Annotated in this window: 18 protein-coding genes; 8 read left to right on the forward strand and 10 right to left on the reverse strand. The window is 70.3% G+C overall.

All coding sequences use genetic code 11. From position 1 onward, the window contains the following. Nucleotides 1–92 precede the first annotated feature (92 nt). Entirely contained in the window at nt 93–1,256 is a 1,164-nt protein-coding gene (locus G5T42_RS12815; RefSeq protein ID WP_165129048.1) for an endo-1,4-beta-xylanase, read from the reverse strand. Nucleotides 1,257–1,389: 133 nt separating this feature from the next. Beyond that, a complete protein-coding gene (locus tag G5T42_RS12820) occupies nt 1,390–1,878 on the reverse strand; it encodes a LysR family transcriptional regulator (RefSeq protein ID WP_241245813.1) in 489 nt (162 codons plus the stop codon). Between G5T42_RS12820 and G5T42_RS12825 the strand changes: the two genes are divergently transcribed. After that, nucleotides 1,877–2,773: an aldo/keto reductase gene (locus tag G5T42_RS12825; RefSeq protein ID WP_165129050.1), complete on the forward strand. Its 897-nt coding sequence runs from the start codon at nt 1,877–1,879 to the stop codon at nt 2,771–2,773. The genes G5T42_RS12820 and G5T42_RS12825 overlap by 2 nt on opposite strands. A gap of 12 nt (nt 2,774–2,785) precedes the next feature. Here the strand turns inward: G5T42_RS12825 and G5T42_RS12830 are convergent, their stop codons facing one another. The 4 genes from G5T42_RS12830 to G5T42_RS12845 form a co-directional block, all read right to left on the reverse strand. After that, nucleotides 2,786–3,010, reverse strand: a complete 225-nt coding sequence (locus G5T42_RS12830; RefSeq protein ID WP_165123776.1) for a hypothetical protein — start codon at nt 3,008–3,010, stop codon at nt 2,786–2,788. A 92-nt stretch (nt 3,011–3,102) separates the two neighbouring features. Beyond that, nucleotides 3,103–4,302 carry a saccharopine dehydrogenase NADP-binding domain-containing protein gene (locus G5T42_RS12835; protein WP_165129052.1) on the reverse strand — a complete coding sequence of 400 codons (1,200 nt, stop codon included), beginning with the start codon at nt 4,300–4,302 and terminating at the stop codon, nt 3,103–3,105. A gap of 60 nt (nt 4,303–4,362) precedes the next feature. Next, nucleotides 4,363–4,752 (reverse strand): MmcQ/YjbR family DNA-binding protein, encoded by a 390-nt coding sequence (locus G5T42_RS12840; RefSeq protein ID WP_165129054.1) that lies wholly within the window; start codon nt 4,750–4,752, stop codon nt 4,363–4,365. Nucleotides 4,753–4,786: 34 nt separating this feature from the next. Beyond that, complete coding sequence (locus G5T42_RS12845) at nt 4,787–6,316, reverse strand: MATE family efflux transporter (RefSeq protein ID WP_165129056.1); 1,530 nt, start codon at nt 6,314–6,316, stop codon at nt 4,787–4,789. A gap of 179 nt (nt 6,317–6,495) precedes the next feature. Here G5T42_RS12845 and G5T42_RS12850 point away from each other — a divergent pair, with 179 nt between their 5' ends. After that, on the forward strand, nt 6,496–6,969 hold the full coding sequence (locus tag G5T42_RS12850; RefSeq protein ID WP_241245814.1) for a VOC family protein: 474 nt from the start codon (nt 6,496–6,498) through the stop codon (nt 6,967–6,969). Between the two features lie 57 nt (nt 6,970–7,026). Here G5T42_RS12850 and G5T42_RS12855 read toward each other — a convergent pair whose 3' ends face one another. The 3 genes from G5T42_RS12855 to G5T42_RS12865 all read right to left on the reverse strand — a co-directional run bounded on the left by G5T42_RS12855 (nt 7,027) and on the right by G5T42_RS12865 (nt 9,479). Next, on the reverse strand, nt 7,027–7,794 hold the full coding sequence (locus tag G5T42_RS12855) for a patatin-like phospholipase family protein (RefSeq protein WP_165129058.1): 768 nt from the start codon (nt 7,792–7,794) through the stop codon (nt 7,027–7,029). A gap of 68 nt (nt 7,795–7,862) precedes the next feature. Further along, nucleotides 7,863–8,168: a YciI family protein gene (locus G5T42_RS12860; RefSeq protein ID WP_206535639.1), complete on the reverse strand. Its 306-nt coding sequence runs from the start codon at nt 8,166–8,168 to the stop codon at nt 7,863–7,865. A 156-nt stretch (nt 8,169–8,324) separates the two neighbouring features. Further along, nucleotides 8,325–9,479 carry an aminotransferase class I/II-fold pyridoxal phosphate-dependent enzyme gene (locus tag G5T42_RS12865; RefSeq protein WP_241245815.1) on the reverse strand — a complete coding sequence of 385 codons (1,155 nt, stop codon included), beginning with the start codon at nt 9,477–9,479 and terminating at the stop codon, nt 8,325–8,327. A 69-nt stretch (nt 9,480–9,548) separates the two neighbouring features. Here G5T42_RS12865 and G5T42_RS12870 point away from each other — a divergent pair, with 69 nt between their 5' ends. From G5T42_RS12870 to G5T42_RS12895, 6 genes are all read left to right on the forward strand, one after another. Further along, nucleotides 9,549–10,325: an alpha/beta fold hydrolase gene (locus G5T42_RS12870; protein WP_165129060.1), complete on the forward strand. Its 777-nt coding sequence runs from the start codon at nt 9,549–9,551 to the stop codon at nt 10,323–10,325. 126 nt (nt 10,326–10,451) lie between these two features. Beyond that, nucleotides 10,452–12,161, forward strand: a complete 1,710-nt coding sequence (locus tag G5T42_RS12875; RefSeq protein ID WP_165129062.1) for an IlvD/Edd family dehydratase — start codon at nt 10,452–10,454, stop codon at nt 12,159–12,161. 27 nt (nt 12,162–12,188) lie between these two features. Then, nucleotides 12,189–13,199, forward strand: coding sequence for an alcohol dehydrogenase catalytic domain-containing protein (locus tag G5T42_RS12880; protein WP_165129064.1), 1,011 nt, complete (start codon nt 12,189–12,191; stop codon nt 13,197–13,199). Between the two features lie 104 nt (nt 13,200–13,303). After that, nucleotides 13,304–14,890: a carboxyl transferase domain-containing protein gene (locus G5T42_RS12885; protein ID WP_165129066.1), complete on the forward strand. Its 1,587-nt coding sequence runs from the start codon at nt 13,304–13,306 to the stop codon at nt 14,888–14,890. Nucleotides 14,891–14,898: 8 nt separating this feature from the next. Next, nucleotides 14,899–16,866, forward strand: coding sequence for an acetyl-CoA carboxylase biotin carboxylase subunit (locus G5T42_RS12890; RefSeq protein ID WP_165129068.1), 1,968 nt, complete (start codon nt 14,899–14,901; stop codon nt 16,864–16,866). Nucleotides 16,867–16,925: 59 nt separating this feature from the next. Beyond that, nucleotides 16,926–17,756, forward strand: a complete 831-nt coding sequence (locus G5T42_RS12895) for a DNA-formamidopyrimidine glycosylase family protein (protein ID WP_165129070.1) — start codon at nt 16,926–16,928, stop codon at nt 17,754–17,756. Between the two features lie 10 nt (nt 17,757–17,766). Here G5T42_RS12895 and G5T42_RS12900 read toward each other — a convergent pair whose 3' ends face one another. Next, nucleotides 17,767–18,117, reverse strand: a complete 351-nt coding sequence (locus tag G5T42_RS12900; RefSeq protein ID WP_241245816.1) for a hypothetical protein — start codon at nt 18,115–18,117, stop codon at nt 17,767–17,769. Nucleotides 18,118–18,174 lie beyond the last annotated feature (57 nt).

Raw genomic sequence — 18,174 nt, forward strand, 5'->3', positions numbered from 1 at the left:
CGACGCGCGACACCGCCACGGACCGGTGCGGTCGGCGCCGGATGCGCGACGACGGCGGCCGGCCCGAAGGCCGACCGCCGTCGTCGTCCGAATCAGCTGTGCCGCGGCGAAGTGCCGGGAGTCGCCTCGCGCAGCGACTCGAGCATCGCCCAGAAGGCGGGCTTCGGGGTGTAGTCATCCTCGAAGATCGTCGCCCAGCCCTCACCGGGGAAGACGCCGGGAACCCACGAGTTCGCGTCCGGGAAGCCCCAGACCGTGAAGGACGTGCACGCGGTCACGTTCAGGCACGCCGTCAGCATCGCGTCATAGCGCTCGGCCTGCACGGCGACCTGCTCGGGGGTCGGCCCCGTCTCTCCCGGCAGCACCGGGATGCGGACGTCCGCCTCGGTCACCGCCACTTCGAGCCCGAGCGCGGCGAAGCGCTCGAAGTTCGCCTGCATGGAGGTGTCGAAGCCGTACAGCAGGCTGAGGTGGCCCTGAGCGCCGAAGCCGCCGAGCGGAGCCCCGTCGGCAAGCATCCGCTGTGCGAGCGCGTAGTAGGCGTCGGTCTTCTCGTTGATGCCCTCCGCGTTGTAGTCGTTGAGGAAGAGCACCGCTTCCGGGTCGGCTTCGTGCGCCCAACGGAACGCGTCTTCGAGGAGGGCGATCGGGTCGGCGGCACAGGCCTTCAGGAAGGGGTTCGCCTCGGTGCGCAGCCGCACACCGCCGTTGTCCCAGGTGTCTTGGAAGATTTCGTTCGCGACATCCCACTGGTAGATCTCGCCCTTGAAGTGGCCCACCACCGTGCGGATGTGGTCTTCGAGCACGTCACGCGCCTGGTCACAGGTCCAGGTCTGGCTGGCCGTGGTCACCCAGGCAGGGTTCTGGCTGTGCCACAGAAGCGTGTGGCCGCGCACCTGCTGGTGGTTAGCCTTGGCGAAAGCGACCAGTGCATCGGCGGACGTGAAGTCGTAGACGTCTGGCGCGGGATGGATGGACTCCCACTTCATGTCGTTCTCGGGCGTCAGCGACGAGAACTGGGCGCTGAGAACCTGCTGGTATTCGGTGGGTGCCTTGCGGTCGTACTGCACGAGATCCCTGGCGCCCCACACGGCGCTGCCGATCGCGAGATCGCGAGGCGCCTGGTTGCGAAGGGTGTTCTTGTCGGCATGGCTGTACCCGGGCGGCTCCGCGTTCGCCGCGGTCGCGCCCAGAAGGGGGAATACGAGGGCTGCGGTGGCCGTGGCCACCACGAGCGATCGAAGGGATCGTCGCATGGGGGGAACTCCTGACATCGTCGTCGGTCATGTGCGGCGGGGGGATGACGCAAATGTTCTTGCGCGCAACAAACACGCTAAGCGGCGCCCGCGGGCGTGGCAAAAGGTTTCGAGAGTTTTCGAGGAGCCCGGCCTAGCGTCCCTGACGCTTCTTGTAGGGCTTCGGCTGCCCTTTGACGACGGGTGCCCGGCCCTTGCCCTTCGACGCCTTCGCCTTGCCGCCGGCCTTCACGACCGGCTCAGGTGCCGGCGGCGCAGCGGCGATCCGCTGCCTGGCCTCATCGAGCAGGAGTGCTCCGGCCGGGGTCAGCGTGCGGTCGGCTCCTTCTCCCGACATGAGCGGGTGTCCGACTTCCGCTTCGAGCTTGTCGATCGACGAGTACAGAGACGGCAGGGGGATGCCGAGGGCTCCGGCGGCGCGCGGGAAGTGCAGGTCGTTCTCGACCAGCGCCACGAACCGTCGAAGGAGGGCGATCTTCACGGCGGTGCCTTTCGTCGCGACGGGGAGCGTTCCGGCATCCAGGATCCCACGCGCGGGATAAGCGTCGAGCACGCCGTTGTCCAGTCCCGGTCGGGTGTCGACGGCGACTGGCAGTCTGGACTCCCGAGAAAGGAGCGCCATGCAGCAGCGCACTCTGGCAGGACGACAGGTATCCGCGATCGGACTCGGCGCCATGCCCCTGTCGATGAACAACGACAAGGAGTACCCGTCGTTCGAAGACGCCGTCACGACAGTGCACGCGGCGCTCGACGCCGGTGTGACACTCATCGACACGGCGGACATCTACGCGCCTGCGTGGGACCAGATGGGGCACAACGAGCGCATCGTCGCCGAGGCGCTGCGCACGTGGAATGGGGATGCCTCGAGCATCTTCGTCACGACCAAGGGCGGCATCACGCGCAGCGAGGGTGAGGTCTGGGGTCGCGACGGCTCCGAGGCGTACCTGCGATCGGCGGTCGAGAAGTCGCTCGAGATCCTCGGGCTGGACCAGATCGAGCTGTACCAGTACCACCGGCCCGACCGCTGGCTGGTGTACGGCGACATCATGAAGGCTCTGGGGAAGCTGCAGCAGGAAGGGCTCGTGCGAGCGGTGGGCATCTCGAATGCGAGCGTCGAGGAGATCCAGATCGCGATCGACGTTCTCGGTGAGGGGAACCTCGCGAGCGTGCAGAACGAGTTCTCGCCGCGGCATCCAGGAAGCTACAGCGAACTGCGCTTCTGCGGGGCACGGGGAATCGCGTTCCTGCCTTGGAGCCCGCTCGGCGGCACGGGTGGGGGAGCGCGGAGCGTCGGCGACCGTTTCTCGGCATTCCGCGAGGTCGGCGAAGCGCACGGCGTGAGCCCGCAGCGGGTGGTGCTCGCGTGGGAGCTCGCGCTCGACCCGCATGTCATCCCGATCCCGGGAGCGCGGCGCGCGGCGTCCATCACCGATTCCGCACAGGCGGCCGATCTCGAGCTCAGCCCGGATGAGGTCACGAGGCTCTCGGAGTCGGTCGGGATCTTCGCCGAGGGCTGAGGCGGGGGCTGGTTACAGCGAGACGTCCGTTTCGATGGCTTCGGCGAGCTCGTCGATCGCGGCGGGCGCGAGCGTGACGCCGGCCGCCTCCAGCCGCTCGCCCAGGAGAAGGCTCAGGTCATCGGTCACCCTTCCGTGACGGATGTCGTCCTCCACCTCGGCGATGACGCGTTCGATCGCGGCGGTGCGATCGTCGTCGTCGAGCCCGCCGTCGAGGTGCGCGTTGTGGATGCTCATGCGCTCACCATCGTGCAGGACGCTGCTTCGCCGCACCCCCTTGACAGTGCTGCGGCCCTGGCTCCGACCCGTCGGGGCGGCCGATTCGTTGATCAGCCCAGCGGTGCGACGTCGAGCGTGAAGCGGTGCCCGCGCAGGCGGTCGGCGAGCTGCTCGCCCATGGCGACCACCGGCGTGAGGACTCCGGCGCGTTCGGGAAGATCGTCGAGCGCGAGGCTCAATGCGGACTCGCCCAGCATGACTCCGGTGCCGCCGTACCCAGGGTCGAACGGAGCTGCCACGGTCGCGCGCACGGGCTCGCCCTCAACTGGATAGACGTCGACATCGAGGACGAAGCGCCCGTGCTCGATGGTCTTCGGGCTCGGACCGGTGCCGGGTGCAGGGAGGGCCCGATCGACGACCGCGCGGGTCGGGGCGAACGACATCGCACCGACCAGCGCACCGGTTCCGAGCGTGATGCCCGCCGCGCGGAGGAATCCGGCAGGCCCGCGACCCGTCCGGACGACCTCGCGATACCGCATGAGCTGGCCGTAGCTCCATCCCGTCAGGTAGTTCGTGCGCTGCACGATCTGCTGGTTGTAAGCGCCCATGATGAAGGGCGCCTGCCACACCCCGCGCTCCTTGCCCCAGCCGCTGCCCGACCCGCCGGGCAGTCGAACGGACGGACCCGGCGTGAGGGCGTAGGGGCTGGCGATGAGACGACGGGTCGAGGCATCCGTCTTCGCCTCCTTGAGCTGCTGGCGCAGGGAGTCGATCGTCCCGCCGCTGATGCCGGCGCGCATCGATCGCACCCGCAGGGTCGCTGCCACGATCGGCACTCGGCCGGCAGCCGCGTGCGCAAGGCCCAGCCCGAGATCGGAGGGAATCGAGTCGAAGCCGCACGAGTGCACGATCCTGGCGCCGCTCTTCTCGGCCGCCTCGTGATTCTGCTCGATGCTGCGGGCGACGAAGATGCTCTCGCCCGACAGGTCGGCGTAGTGGGTGCCCGCCCGGGCGGAGGCCGATGCGACACCCAGGCCGTAGCGCAAGTACGGACCGACGGTGGTGGCGATGACGGAGGTGGATGCTGCGAGCCGGGCGACGGCTCTGTCGTCGGCGGTGTCGACCTCGACCGTGGGCCAGTCGACGCCGAGTTCCCGCGTGAGGTCCGTCAGGCGGTCCCGCGAGCGGCCGGCGAGGGCGATCCGCACCCCGTCGGGCGCAGATCGCGCCAGATGGCGGGCCGTGAACCTGCCGACGAAACCGGTCGCGCCGAGGAGGACGATGTCATGGTCGCGGTCGTTCGGGCTCATGGCGTGGGAGCCTACGCGCGGAGGCCGGGGAGCGGCATCGGGTTGCGGTCGGCGTCCCGGTCAGGCATGCAGGGCGTCGAACTCGCGCTGCAGGTACTTCGGCGCCTGGACCCGCCACGCCTCGACGACGAGCTCGGTGAGGTGGTCGCGATCGATGCGGGCCATGCGGAACGCGATCTTGGGCTCTCCCCAGCCGGTCGTCTGCGGCAGGAACACGTCGGGGGCCATCTCGCGCAGGGCGAGGGCGTCGAGCTCGTCGGCGACCTTCACGCCGAGGACGAGCTCGGCGGCGACGATGGCGCGGACGTCTTCGGGGATGCTGGGCCACGGGTGGCATTCCCACGCGAACAGCTTGTTGCGCACGAACCACGCCGCGCCGCCCGTCGTCGCGCGCTCCTCGCTGCCGGGCAGGTCGCCTGCGATGCTCCGCACATCGTCGAGAGTCGCCACGCCGAGATCGTACGCGGGACCCCCGACACAGGTTTCATCCGCGGGTGCGCCGTGGGGCTCGCGCGGATCGGGGGAGCACACGGCGCCCCCGCCGGACGGTGGGCACAGACCCGGTGCTCGCGCCGCCGGGCAGCCCGATCGACGCCGTGACGACGGCATCCACCGTCATCGATCCGTCCGTGGGACCCATGACGGCGATCGGAGTCGTCGGCGTCCAGACCATCGGCGAGACCGGTGCCGCAGCCAGCTGCCGGCGCGCGTGGAGGTATGCCGGCACCAGCACCACGACGGCACCGAGCCACGCGAGGGGATTGCTCGCGGCGACGCCGATGAACCCGAGCGCCGTGCCGAGGACGACGGCGGCACCGACGCGCATGACCAGTTCGATCACGCCCGTCACGGTCGGGATGAGCGTGTGGCCGAGACCCTGCAGCGCGCCGCGCACGACGAACAGGATGCCGAGGATCCAGTAGGTCGCGCCGTTGATCGCGAGCATCTGCGCCGCGAGGCCGACGACCTCAGGCGAGCCGCCGCCGACGAAGAGCCGGATGAGCGTCGCGCCGAACGTCACCATCAGCGCGCCGAGCACCAGGGCGGCGGCGACCGCGATCCACGTCGCCTGCGTCACGCCGCGGAGGATGCGGTCGGGACGGCCGCCGCCGTGATTCTGCGCGACGTACATCGAGACGGCGAGTCCGAGGGACTGCAGCAGGGCGACCGCGAGCCCGTCGACGCGTGATGCCGCGGTGTAGGCGGCGACCGCGTCGGTCCCGAGCTGGTTGAGCGCCACCTGGACCGCGAGGGTGCCGATGGCGATGATGGAGGCCTGGAAGCCCATCGGGAGCCCGAGACGCAGGTGCGCCCCGAGCTCGGCTCGCGAGACGCGCCAGTCGTCGCGACGGACATGGAGCACAGGCATCCGTCGACGCACGAACTGGAGGCAGAGGAGCACCGACACGGCCTGCGACACGACCGTCGCGAGGGCGGCTCCACCGACGCCCCACCCGAAGGCTCCCACCATGAGGATGACGAGCCCGACGTTGAGCCCGCAGGCGAGGGTCAGGAAGATGAGCGGGGTGCGGGAGTCGCCGATCGCGCGGATGATCGCGGACAGATAGTTGAAGAACATGAGCGCGCCGGCGCCCAGGAAGCTGATCTGGGCGAAGACGACGGCGTCGTCCATGAGCTCGGGCGGAGTCTGCAGCAGCTCGAGAAGGGGGCGGCTCAGAAGCGGAGCGCCCACCGTCAGCAGCACCGAGCACACGGCCGTGAGGAGCGTGCCCGCCGCGACCGAACGGCGCACGGCGCGGAAGTCCTGAGCGCCGAACGCCTGAGCGGTGGGGATCGCGAAGCCGGACGTCAGTCCCCACGCGAACCCGAGCAGCAGGAACAGCATGCTGCCCGTCGCGCCGACGGCTGCCAGCGCGTCGACGCCGAGGTGGCGTCCGACGACGATCGCGTCGGCGAACTGGTACAGCTGCTGCACGACGTTGCCGATGAGAAGGGGCACGGAGAACAGGGCGATGACGCGCCAAGGGCGGCCCGTCGTCAGGGCAGTGGACATGAACGTGCTCTCGAAGGGAGAAGAAGGGGAGGGGAGGATGCCGGAAAAGCCGACCGTCAAGTCTATCGAAACGATTCGGCGAATCCTGTGCGCGAGCTTCGTGTCGCGGGCGAGGCGTGCGCGATCAGACCGGGCCTGTGAACTCCGGCCGGCTGCCCCGCCTCGGTCCGATTGTCTGGGTGACCACAATCCAGCGGCGGCGGTCGTGCGCGTCGATGGGCGTCGGCGAGCGCGGCATCCACAAGACTCAGGGGATGCCTCTGGTCGACCACCTCGGAATCACCGTCGAAGACCTGCCCCGCGGGGTCGCGCAGTTCGATCCGGTCCTCACGGCTCTCGGGTTCGAGCGGACCGACGCGGCGGACTCCGTCTCCTGGTACGCGGAGGGCGAGACGGAGCTCATCCTGTTCCCGGCTCGCGAGCCGGGAACGGGCCCGCATCGGCATGGAACGGTGGGATGGCAGCATCTCGCCTTCGACGTCGCCTCGCGCGACGAGGTCGACCGGCTGCACGACCTCGCGCTCGCCGCGGGCTGGACCGCGGTGCGGAAACCTAAGCTCTACCCGCGGTTCAATGAGCGCTACTACGCCGCCTTCGTCGAGGACGACAACGGCATCCGCCTCGAGTTCATGTTCAACCCTCCCAAGTCCTGAGAACTTCGGCCCGGACGGGCGGCTTGACGCCGCGCGCGAGCCGATCCCAAGTGATATCTACGAGGTGCGCTCACCCGGCGCCCACACGGCCGGATCGGTCTCGTCGAGGGCGGCCATCGCCGCGCGGCGGCCCTCTGCGATGAGGCGGGGCACGTCTGACATCGTCCACTGCGCCATCCGCTCCATCTCGGGCTGGATGAGGAGCACCGACGGATCCCGCATGAGGTCGGCGGTTCGCGTGACGGTGCGCATCATGCGGACGTTCTCCCACTTCGCGTGGAGTCGCACCACGATCACACGCTCCGCTCCGAGCAGACGCGTGGCCTGGACGGGAACGTTGTCGATCATCCCGCCGTCGGCGAGCAGCGCACCGTGGCGACGAACGGGCGGGATCAACCCGGGAACGGCGATGGTCGAGCGCAGTGCGATGCTGAGCGGGCCGTGATCGATCACGACGAGCCGTCTGGTGCGCAGATCGGTGGCCGCCGCGGCGAAGCGGCGAGGGAGTTCCTCGATGAGCGGGTCCGTGCCGAGCGCGCGCCGCACGGACCTGGCGACGACGCTCGAATCGAGGAGGCCCCATCGCGGCGCGCCCGACCAGCCGGCGATCTGGCGCCACTTGAACGCGAGCGCGGCGCGCTCGATCGCGGAGGGATCGACATCTGCCGCGTAGGCGGCGGCGACGAGCGCACCGGAGCTCGTGCCCGTCGCCACACCGGGACGGATGCCTCGCTCCGCGAGCACCTGCAGCACCCCGACGTGCGCGGCGCCGAAGGCACCGCCGCCACCCAGAGTGAGACCGAGGGTCGGGTCATCGCGCGACACGGCGCGAACGTAGCACCGTGGAGCGGGCGACCCGAGCGGTCCTCACCCGCGCCGCGCGACCACAACGGTCACTCGCCGCCGAGGAGCCAGGTGCGCACCAGCCACGATTCGGCGACGCCCTCGGTCACGAACGGGTCGGAGGCTGCGAAAGTCTCGGCCGCCTCCCGCGTGGTGAAGACGTTCATGGCGCCCGCCTGGCCTTCGATCGTGTCGGCGAAGGGCCCCGTCAGCAGCAGCTCGCCGGGGCGGGACGCCTGAAAGTCCAGCGTGTAGGCGTGGTGTGCCGGAAACATCTCGGGGATGCGCGTCCGCGCCTCCGGGCCCGAGAAGTAGAGCAGCACGAAGCGTTCCGTCCACTGGGGCATCTCGGCCATGTCAGGACGCCTCTTCGCGCGGGAATCCGCTGGGGGCGATCAGGTACTTCGTCATACAGCGCTCCTCTTCCGTCGCGACGCTTCTGGCCGCAGACACCGCAACATTCTGAACGGTGCCGCCGACGCTCGCCACGGGTCGCGGCATCCGGTCGATCGTCAGCCGCGGGAGGCGAGCGCCGCGGCGATCCGGCCCACCGCTTCGACGATGGTGTCCGGGGCGCACGCGACGTTCAGGCGTGCGTAGCCTTTGCCTGGCGAGCCGAAGTCCGGACCGCCCACGAATGCGACCTTCGCATGCTCGAGGATCCAGGCCGCCGGGTCGTCGCCCAGGCCGAGCGCAGAGAAGTCGAGCCAGGCGAGGTAGGTAGCCTGGCCGCGGCGGAGGCGGACGCCGGGAAGGTGGTCGGCGACCTGCTGACCGAGCAGATCCAGGTTCGACTCGATGGCTGAGACAGTGGCATCCAGCCAGTCCCGTCCCTTCGTGAAGCCCTCCCGCGTCGCGATGAAGCCGAAGAGCCCCGCGCGCACCGCGACCTCCTCGGGGAGGCTGCGTATGAGCTGCGTCATCCGCTCCGACTCGGCGACGAACATCGCCGTCTTCAGGCCCGCGAGGTTGAAGGCCTTGCTGCCCGACTCGGCGGCGATCGCGTGGTCGCGCGCTTCGTCCGACACGGTGAGGTACGGGGTGAAGACGCCTCCGGAGTGGACGAGCGGCGCATGGATCTCATCGCTGATGACGGATGCCTCGTGCCTCGCCACGATGCGCGACAGCTCGGCGAGCGACTCCCGCGTGTGCACGGTGCCCGTCGGGTTGCCGGGGTTGCACAGGAGCACCGCCCGCGCACCGGCGGCGAGAGCCCTGTCGATGGCGTCGAGGTCCAGTCCGTACGACTGGCCGTCGTCGAGCATCGGCACCTCGACGACGACGCCGCCCGCCTCCGTGATGAAGTCCCAGAACGGGGGATAGACGGGAGGCGTGATGACGACGCCGTCGCCCGGCGCGATGAGCCGACGCAGCCCTTCGACGATGACCGTGCTGACGTCAGTCGCGTACCCCATGCTCTCGACTCGCGGACGCCACCCCCACCGATCGTGCGCGAAGTCGGCGAAGGCCTGGGCGGTGCGGGTGTCGAGCGTGTTGACGTACCCGGTGTCGCTCCGGTCGAGGGCTGACGCGAGCGCGGCCTTGATGGCCGGAGCCAGCGCGAAGTCCATCTCGGCGACGAAGAGAGGGAGGACGTCGTCCGGGTAGGCCGTCCATTTCTCGCTCTCCCGACGGCGCAGGACGTCGATGGCATCGGCATGGCTCACGGTGCGGTCCTCCCGGGCGTCGCGAAGTTCGAATCCCTACTGTCCCACGCCGTCACTATGGTGGGCGCCATGCACATCGTGAACTCCGCTGACGGTACGCCGATCGCCTATGACGAGGTCGGCGAGGGCCCTGTCGTCGTCATCGTGAACGGCGCTCTGTCTCAAGCGGTCGATGCGGGGCCCCTCGCCTCCGCGCTGGCCGACGCGGGCTTCAGGGCTGTGACGTGGGACAGACGGGCCCGCGGGTCGAGCGGTGACAAGGAGGGCAGCACGCCCGAAGACGAGGCCGATGACCTCGCTGCGGTCATCGGAGCGGTGGGCGGCGATGCCGTCGTGCTCGGCCATTCCTCGGGCGCCGTGCTCGCCCTGTTCGCCGCGTCACTCGGCGTGCCCATCCGGGCGCTGTTCCTGTCGGAGCCGCCGCTGCGATTCGGCGAGAGCGAGCCCGCCGCCGACCTGGCCGAGCGGCTGCAGCAGCTCGTCGACGAGGGGCGCGGCGAAGATGCCGTCGTGACGTTCCAGCTCGAGGGTGTGGGTCTTCCCAAGGAGATGGTCGACGGCTTCCGCGCCAGCCCGCAGTTCGCACCCCTCGCGGCCATCGCACAGTCGACCGTCTACGACACGAAGCTCACGAACCAGGTCTCGGTTCCGACCGCCGAGATGCTGTCGGTGTCGCAGCCCGTGACCGTGCTCCGCGGCGAGCAGACGTTCCCGATCCTCATCACGGGCTCCGACCGACTCGCCGAATCGATCCCGCACGCCGAGCTTGTCGTCGTTCCCGAGTCGGTGATGCACCGCGCCGACCCCGAGGCGACGGCGCGCGTCATCACGGAGCGGGTCGCGTAGCGCCGAGCGACGGTCGCATGTCCGCGTCGTTGTCTCGTACGCCGCTCGCACGCGCTGTACGGTGACGGAACCGGATGCCTCGGCGCCGCCCGAGCGCCGGAGCGCCGCGATGAAGGGGGGTCGGCGATGACCCGAAGCGCTGAGTGGTACTTCGGCGATGATCGGAACTCGTATATCCATCGAGCGTGGATGCGACGCGGCATCCCGGCCCACGCATTCGACGGTCGTCCGCACATCGCGATCGCGAACACGGCCTCGGATCTCACGCCGTGCAACGCCCACCTCGCCGAAGTCGCCCAGTCGGTGAAGAACGGGATCTACGAGGCGGGCGGCATCCCCCTCGAGCTTCCGGTGGTGTCGCTCGGCGAGACGCAGGTGCGCCCGACGGCGATGCTGTGGCGCAACATGGCCGCGATGGCGACGGAAGAGATGCTGCGGGCCAATCCCATCGACGGCGTCGTGCTGCTCGGCGGCTGCGACAAGACCATCCCGTCGCTGCTCATGGCCGCGGCATCCGTCGATCTCCCTGCCGTCGTCGTGCCCGGCGGCCCGATGCTGACGGGTCACTTCCGCAACGAAGCGCTGGGGTGCGGCACCGATGTGTGGCGGCTGAGCGAAGAGGTGCGGGCGGGGACGCTGAGCGACGAGATGTTCCTCAAGAGCGAGTCGTCGATGATCCGGTCGAAGGGCCATTGCAACACGATGGGAACGGCCTCGACCATGGCGCTCGTCGCCGAGGCGCTCGGCGTCGTCCTGCCGGGCCTCGCGGGCACGCCCGCCCCCGACGCGCGGCTGCTCGAAGCGGCGCACGAGACAGGAGCCCTGTCGGTGCAGCTCGTCGCCGAAGACCGGCGCCCGTCGACATTCCTCACGGCTGGAAGCTTCCACAACGCGATCGTCGCGCTCGCCGCGGTCGGCGGATCCACCAACGCCGTCGTGCACCTGCTGGCGATCGCAGGCCGGCTGGGCATCGACCTCACGATCGACGACTTCGACCGCATCGGCGCGGACGTGCCGCTGCTCGTCAACCTCCAGCCCGCCGGCCTGTACCTGATGGACGACCTGTATCGCGCCGGCGGATTCCTCGCCGTCATGCGCGAGGTGCGCGACCTGCTCGACGGTGACGCGCTGACCGTCACCGGCAGACCGTTCGTCGACTACCTCGACGACGCGCAGATCTGGGACGCCGACGTCATCTCGCCGCGCGAGAGCCCTCTGCAGCCTGCGGCGGGCATAGCTGTCCTGCGCGGATCGCTCGCACCCGGCGGAGCGCTGATCAAGCCGGCCGCGGCATCCGCTCATCTGCTCGCGCACCGCGGCCGAGCAGTGGTGTTCGACTCGATCGAGGACTTCCACGCCCGGATCGATGATCCCGACCTCCAGATCGACGAGAACTCGGTGATGGTGCTGCGCGGCTGCGGCCCGAAGGGCTATCCGGGGATGCCCGAGGTCGCGAACATGCCGTTGCCGAAGAAGCTGCTCGAGAGAGGCGTGCGCGATGTCGTGCGCATCTGCGACGGCCGCATGTCGGGCACCGCGTACGGCACGGTCGTGCTGCACGTCACACCGGAGGCGGCCGCCGGCGGACCGCTTGCTCTCGTGCAGACAGGGGACTGGATCACGCTGGACGTACGCGCGGGCCGCCTCGACCTCGACGTTCCCGCCGACGAGCTCGAGGCCCGCACCCCCAGCGCGCAGACCGTGGCCGGGTATGCGAATCCGCGCCGAGGCTGGCAGCGGCTCTACGTCGACCACGTCCTGCAGGCGGACCGGGGAGCGGACCTGGACTTCCTCGTCGGATCGTCCGGATCGAAGGTCGCTCGTGAGTCCCACTGACATGGCAGACCCGCGCCGGAGCGGCCGATGAGGGCGCTCGTCATCGTCGGTCCGAACCACGCCGAGGTGCAGGATGTCGCCCCGCCCGAAGCGGTGCCGGGCGAAGTGGTGGTCGACGTGCACCGCGCCGGCATCTGCGGCACCGACGTCGAGTTCTACACGGGCGAGATGCAGTACCTGCATACCGGGCACGCCGCGTTCCCGATGCGGATCGGACACGAGTGGATGGGCACGGTGAGCGCCGTCGGCGACGGCGTCGACCCCGGCTGGATCGGGACGAGGGTGACGGGCGACACGATGCTCGGCTGCGGTGTGTGCCATCGGTGTCGCGGCGGGCGCCAGCACGTCTGCGCAGACCGAACCGAGATCGGGATCCGCGGAGGTCGCCCGGGTGCCCTGGCGGAGCAGCTCGCGGTGCCGGTTCGGGCCCTCCGCAGACTGCCCGACGCCGTCGACGATGCGATGGGCGCCATGGTCGAGCCGGGCGGCAATGCCTTCCGGGTGACGGATGCCGCGGCCCTCCGCCGCGGCGAACGCGTGCTCATCCTCGGCCCTGGGACCATCGGCCTGCTGTGCGCACTCTTCGCCCGGGCGGCCGGGGCGGAGGTGCACCTCGTCGGGGTGGAGGAGCGCTCGCTCGCCTTCGCGCGCGGACTCGGGTTCGACGGGGTGTGGACCGAGCCCTCGCTGCCCCGACTCAGATGGGACGCCGTGATCGAGGCATCCACCGCTCCTCAGCTGCCGGCGCGGGCGGTCGAACTGGTCGAGCCGGGTGGGAGAGTCGTGTTCATCGGCCTCTCGGGCACACCCAGCCTGCTCGATACGCGGGAGCTGGCGCTGCGCGATGTGACGGCCACCGGGATCCTCAGCGCCTCGCCCGGCCTGGACGGCACGATCTCCGCCTACGCGTCGGGCTCGGTCGACCCGCGCAAGCTCATCGCCGCGACCGTGTCGCTCGATGAGCTGCCCGCCATTCTGGCGGGCGAGCGGCCCGCCGACGCCGGGCCCGGACCCAAGTTCCACGTCGCGGTGGCATGAGGACTCGGTCGTCGCGGGCACGCGGTGAGGCGCATCGCTCGCTCATCCCGCAGGGACGGTGTACCCTGATTTCGGTTAATGGTCAATAACCGAAGGAGCGGCTGATGCCGACGGCGACGAAGCCGACGTATCGCGATCTGGTGGACGAGCTGCGCGAGCGGCGCGCTCAAGCGGCGCTCGGCGGCCCCGAGAAGGCGCGCGTGCGGCACACCGAGCGCGGGAAGCTGCTCGCGCGGGACCGGGTGGATCTGCTGCTGGATCGGGGAAGCCCCTTCCTCGAGGTCGCCCCGCTCGCCGGGTACGACCTCTACGGCGGCGACGCGCCGTCCGCGGGTGTCGTCGCGGGCATCGGCCTCGTTCACGGCCGGCATGTCATGGTCGTCGCGAACGACGCCACCGTGAAGGGCGGCACGTACTACCCGATCACGGTCAAGAAGCACCTCCGCGCACAGGAGATCGCGGCCGAGAACCGGCTCCCGTGCGTCTACCTCGTCGACTCGGGCGGCGCGTTCCTGCCGATGCAGGATGAGGTGTTCCCCGACAAGGAGCACTTCGGCCGCATCTTCTACAACCAGGCGCGGATGTCGCGCGACGGCATCCCGCAGATCGCGGCGGTGCTCGGCTCGTCGACGGCGGGAGGTGCCTACGTGCCGGCGATGAGCGACGAGACCGTCATCGTCCGCAATCAGGGGACGATCTTCCTCGGTGGGCCGCCGCTCGTGAAGGCGGCGACCGGTGAGGTCGTGACGGCCGAGGATCTCGGCGGCGGGGTCGTGCACACGCGCGTCTCAGGCGTCACCGACCACCTCGCCGAGAACGACGAGCACGCGCTGCAGATCGTGCGCGACATCGTCGCCACGCTGCCGCCCTCGCCGCCACTGCCGTACGAGCCGGAGGCGACCCGACCGCCGACGCACAAGCCCGAGACACTGGCCGACGTCGTGCCCGTCGAGCTCACGAGCCCGTACGACGCCCGCGAGATCATCGATCGGATCATCGACGCGGGATCGTTCCACGAGTTCAAGCGCGAGTGGGGCGAGACGCTCGTCACCGGCTTCGCGCGGCTGCATGGCCACCGCGTCGGCATCCTCGCCAACAACGGCGTGCTGTTCGCCGAGTCAGCGCTCAAGGGTGCGCATTTCATCGAGCTCTGCGACCAGCGCGGCATCCCCCTCGTCTTCCTGCAGAACATCACCGGTTTCATGGTGGGCCGCGAGTACGAGTCGGGGGGCATCGCGAAGCACGGCGCCAAGATGGTGAACGCCGTCGCGTGCGCATCGGTGCCGAAGCTCACCGTGGTCGTCGGCGGATCCTTCGGCGCCGGCACCTACTCGATGTGCGGGCGGGCGTACTCGCCGCGGTTCCTGTGGCTCTGGCCGGGTGCGCGGGTCTCGGTCATGGGCGGCCCCCAGGCGGCGTCCGTCCTCTCGACCGTGCGCCGCGATCAGATCGAGGCCGCCGGCGGCTCGTGGAGCGCCGACGAGGAGGCGGAGTTCCAGGCACCCATCCGCGCGCAATACGAGGAGCAGGGGAGCCCCTACTATTCGACCGCGCGCCTCTGGGACGACGGCATCATCGAGCCCGCCCAGACCCGCGACGTCCTCGGACTCGCCCTCGACGTCTGCATGCGGGCCTGGACCGGAACTGCGACCGATCAGCGCCAGCCGGGCTACGGCGTCTTCCGGATGTGAGGCGGACGATGTTCGATTCAGTCCTCATCGCCAACCGCGGCGAGATCGCGTGCCGCATCATCGCGACGCTGCGCCGGCTAGGCATCCGCTCGGTGGCCGTCTATTCGGACGCGGATGCCTCGGCCCGCCACGTCCACCTCGCCGATGAGGCGGTGCGGCTCGGGCCTGCGGCCGCCGCGCAGAGCTATCTGCACGTCGCCGCCATCATCGATGCCGCCCGGCGGACCGGGGCGCAGGCCATCCATCCGGGGTACGGCTTCCTCGCCGAGAACGCCGCATTCGCGCGTGCGTGCGACGAGGCCGGGATCGTCTTCATCGGGCCCAGACCCGACGCGATCGCTGTCATGGGCGACAAGATCACCGCCAAGCTCGCCGTGCAGGAACGCGGTGTGCCCACGGTTCCCGGCATCGCACGGGCCGGACTCACCGACGACGACCTGATCGCGGCATCCGACGACGTCGGCTACCCGCTGCTCATCAAGCCGTCCGCGGGCGGCGGGGGCAAGGGGATGCACGTCGTCGAAGCCGCCGACGATCTGCCCCGTGCTCTGGCGGCGGCGCGGCGCGAGGCGGCGGCGAGCTTCGGCGACGACACGCTCTTCCTCGAGCGGTACGTGCAGAACCCCCGGCACATCGAGGTGCAGGTCCTCGCCGATGCGCACGGCGCGGTCGTGCACCTCGGCGAGCGGGAGTGCTCGCTGCAGCGCCGCCACCAGAAGGTCATCGAGGAGGCGCCGTCTCCGCTCCTGGATGCCGCGACCCGCGCTCGCATCGGCGAAGCCGCGTGCGAGACGGCTCGGTCCGTCGGCTATCTGGGCGCCGGGACGGTCGAGTTCATCGTGTCGGCGGATCGGCCCGACGAGTTCTTCTTCATGGAGATGAACACCCGTCTGCAGGTCGAACATCCCGTCACCGAGCAGGTCACGGGGGTCGACCTCGTCGAGCAGCAGCTGCGCGTCGCCTCCGGCGAGCCGCTGACGTTCGGCCAGGACGATGTGCGCCTGAACGGGCACAGCATCGAGGCTCGCGTCTATGCGGAGGACCCTCAGGCGGGCTTTCTTCCCACCGGGGGACGCGTCGCCGCGGTGCGGCACCCCTCGGGCGAGGGCATCCGCGTCGACACCGCGCTCGAGGACGGCCTGGACGTCTCGAGTGACTACGACCCCATGCTCGCCAAGATCATCGCGTGGGGACCGGAGCGCGACGAGGCCCGCCGCCGCCTCGTGCGGGCGCTCGACGAGACCGCCGTGTTCGGTGTCACGACGAACGTCGAGTTTCTGCGGCTCCTGCTGGAGCTGCCGGCCGTCGCCGCGGGCGACCTCGACACGGGTCTCATCGCTCGGGAGCTCGACGGTCTCGCCTTCGCGAAGACGGATGCCTCGGCCTGGGCCGAAGCGGCGCTCCTGCTTGATGCGGCCGCGAGCGCTGGCCGGCCGACCGGCCCCTGGCATCGCCTCGACGGGTGGAGGCTCGGCCCGGCCGCGCCCCGCGTCTACGGGCTCCGCGAGGAACGCGGGGAGCGTGCCGTCGTGCGGATCTGGGGCACGGGCGAGGCGCTTCAGGTCTCGGTCGACAGCGCTGACCGGCGTTCGGCCGGGGTGCGGCTCGGTGACCGGGCGCAGGTCGTCCTCGACGGGGTGGCCAGGTCGTTCCCGGCGCTCGCTTCAGAGGGGGAGGTCGAGCTCACGCGCGACGGCGCGACCTTCAGGATCCGGATCGAGGATAACGAGCACGGCGCCGGCGACGGCGCCGACGAGAAGCCGCACCTCGACTCGCCGATGCCGGGCACCGTCGTCATGGTGCCCGTGGCGGACGGCGCACGGGTTGAGGCAGGCGACGCCGTGGCCGTGGTGGAGGCGATGAAGATGGAGCACGTCGTCAAGGCCGCGATCGCCGGCATCGTGTCGCTCCACGTCGGGGTGGGGGACCAGGTGTTGCGCGGGCAGACACTCGCGACCGTCGCCCCGGAGGACTGACTGCGCGGGGTCCACGGCGCGGCGGCTCGGGTGTCCGTTCCAAGTGGGAGGATGACGCTATGCCGGAGTCTCCAGAGGTGCAGGTGCTCGCCGAGTTCCTCGCCGATCGCCTGTCGGGCCGCACCCTGCAGGATGTCGACGTCATCGAGTTCCGCACGGTCAAGACGCGCGGGCGCTCGCCCGAGTCGCTCGCGGGTGCCCAGGTGGCGGGTGCCGAGCGCTTCGGCAAGCACGTCGACCTGCGGCTCGGCGATCAGCACCTCGTCGTGACGCTCGGCCGTCACGGCTGGATCCGCCTGCGCGAACCCGGCGACACAGGCGAGCCCGATGCGGAGGCGCCGCCCACGCTCGCGACGTTCGCCTTCGACGACGGCGCGGTCCTCGAGACGACGGATGCCGGCGACTGGGTGAGCCTGGGTCTCTCGGTCGTCGACGATCCGACCGAAGTGGCCGCTGTCGCCAAGCTCGGCCCCGACCCGGCGAGCGCCGACTTCGACCGGCGCGACTTCGACAAGGCCGTACGCGGGCGCCGCAAGCAGATCAAGGCGATCCTCCAGGAGCAGGAGTCGCTCTCGGGCATCGGCAACGCCTACTCGGACGAGATACTCCACGCTGCGAAAGTCTCGCCGGTCGCCCACGCCGCTGCGCTCGACGGCGATGCGCTGGATCGGGTCTACGTCCGGACGATCGAGACCGTGCGGGGTGCGATCGAGGCTCGCCGTGGCATCCCGATCGACCAGCTGAAGGCGGCGAAGGTCGCGGCCATGCGCGCGCACGGACGCGCGGGTGAGGCGTGCCCCGTGTGCGGCGACACGATCCGCGAGTTCAAGTTCGGCAGCACGACCGCCGAATACTGCCCGACGTGTCAGACCGGCGGCGTCGAGCTCTGATCGGCGCGCATCAGCGAGTCCAGCCGAACGAGTTGAACCATTCGGCCCGGTCGGCCGCTTCGCCGGGAGTGCGCGCGCCGCGAAAGGCATCGTGCGGTTCGAGGGCGCCGGCATCCGTCAGCGGCACGAAATCGAGACAGACTTCGCACAGGGCTCGGCTGTCGGGGAAGCCGTCCGCGAGATTCGGCGCCGCGGTCGCCGACGCCCCCGAGCCCGGGCACGCTGCCGGGTCGGCTTCTCGATCCGACCACATCTGGCCCGTGCCCATCCGGTTGTGAAGCCCGGCGTGCCCCGCGGGGCGCGTGCACACCGCCCCGTCACGTCGACTGCGGCACCAGCGCGCTGTCGCGAAATCGTTCATCGCGCCCAGCGTAGGCGCGCATGACGAAGGCGGGGCCGCGCTGCCGACCCCGCCTCC

This window comes from Microbacterium sp. 4R-513, from assembly GCF_011046485.1.
Classification (GTDB): Bacteria; Actinomycetota; Actinomycetes; order Actinomycetales; family Microbacteriaceae; genus Microbacterium.

Bases quoted from the DNA above. Each gene is read 5' to 3' on its own strand.
- G5T42_RS12835 (WP_165129052.1), bottom strand. From the start codon at position 4,302: ATGAGCCCGAACGACCGCGACCATGACATCGTCCTCCTCGGCGCGACC.
- G5T42_RS12845 (WP_165129056.1), bottom strand. From the start codon at position 6,316: ATGTCCACTGCCCTGACGACGGGCCGCCCTTGGCGCGTCATCGCCCTG.
- G5T42_RS12900 (WP_241245816.1), bottom strand. From the start codon at position 18,117: ATGAACGATTTCGCGACAGCGCGCTGGTGCCGCAGTCGACGTGACGGG.
- G5T42_RS12870 (WP_165129060.1), top strand. From the start codon at position 9,549: ATGCACATCGTGAACTCCGCTGACGGTACGCCGATCGCCTATGACGAG.
- G5T42_RS12890 (WP_165129068.1), top strand. From the start codon at position 14,899: ATGTTCGATTCAGTCCTCATCGCCAACCGCGGCGAGATCGCGTGCCGC.
- G5T42_RS12875 (WP_165129062.1), top strand. From the start codon at position 10,452: ATGACCCGAAGCGCTGAGTGGTACTTCGGCGATGATCGGAACTCGTAT.
- G5T42_RS12830 (WP_165123776.1), bottom strand. From the start codon at position 3,010: ATGAGCATCCACAACGCGCACCTCGACGGCGGGCTCGACGACGACGAT.
- G5T42_RS12820 (WP_241245813.1), bottom strand. From the start codon at position 1,878: ATGGCGCTCCTTTCTCGGGAGTCCAGACTGCCAGTCGCCGTCGACACC.
- G5T42_RS12860 (WP_206535639.1), bottom strand. From the start codon at position 8,168: ATGGCCGAGATGCCCCAGTGGACGGAACGCTTCGTGCTGCTCTACTTC.
- G5T42_RS12815 (WP_165129048.1), bottom strand. From the start codon at position 1,256: ATGCGACGATCCCTTCGATCGCTCGTGGTGGCCACGGCCACCGCAGCC.
- G5T42_RS12895 (WP_165129070.1), top strand. From the start codon at position 16,926: ATGCCGGAGTCTCCAGAGGTGCAGGTGCTCGCCGAGTTCCTCGCCGAT.
- G5T42_RS12880 (WP_165129064.1), top strand. From the start codon at position 12,189: ATGAGGGCGCTCGTCATCGTCGGTCCGAACCACGCCGAGGTGCAGGAT.
- G5T42_RS12885 (WP_165129066.1), top strand. From the start codon at position 13,304: ATGCCGACGGCGACGAAGCCGACGTATCGCGATCTGGTGGACGAGCTG.
- G5T42_RS12825 (WP_165129050.1), top strand. From the start codon at position 1,877: ATGCAGCAGCGCACTCTGGCAGGACGACAGGTATCCGCGATCGGACTC.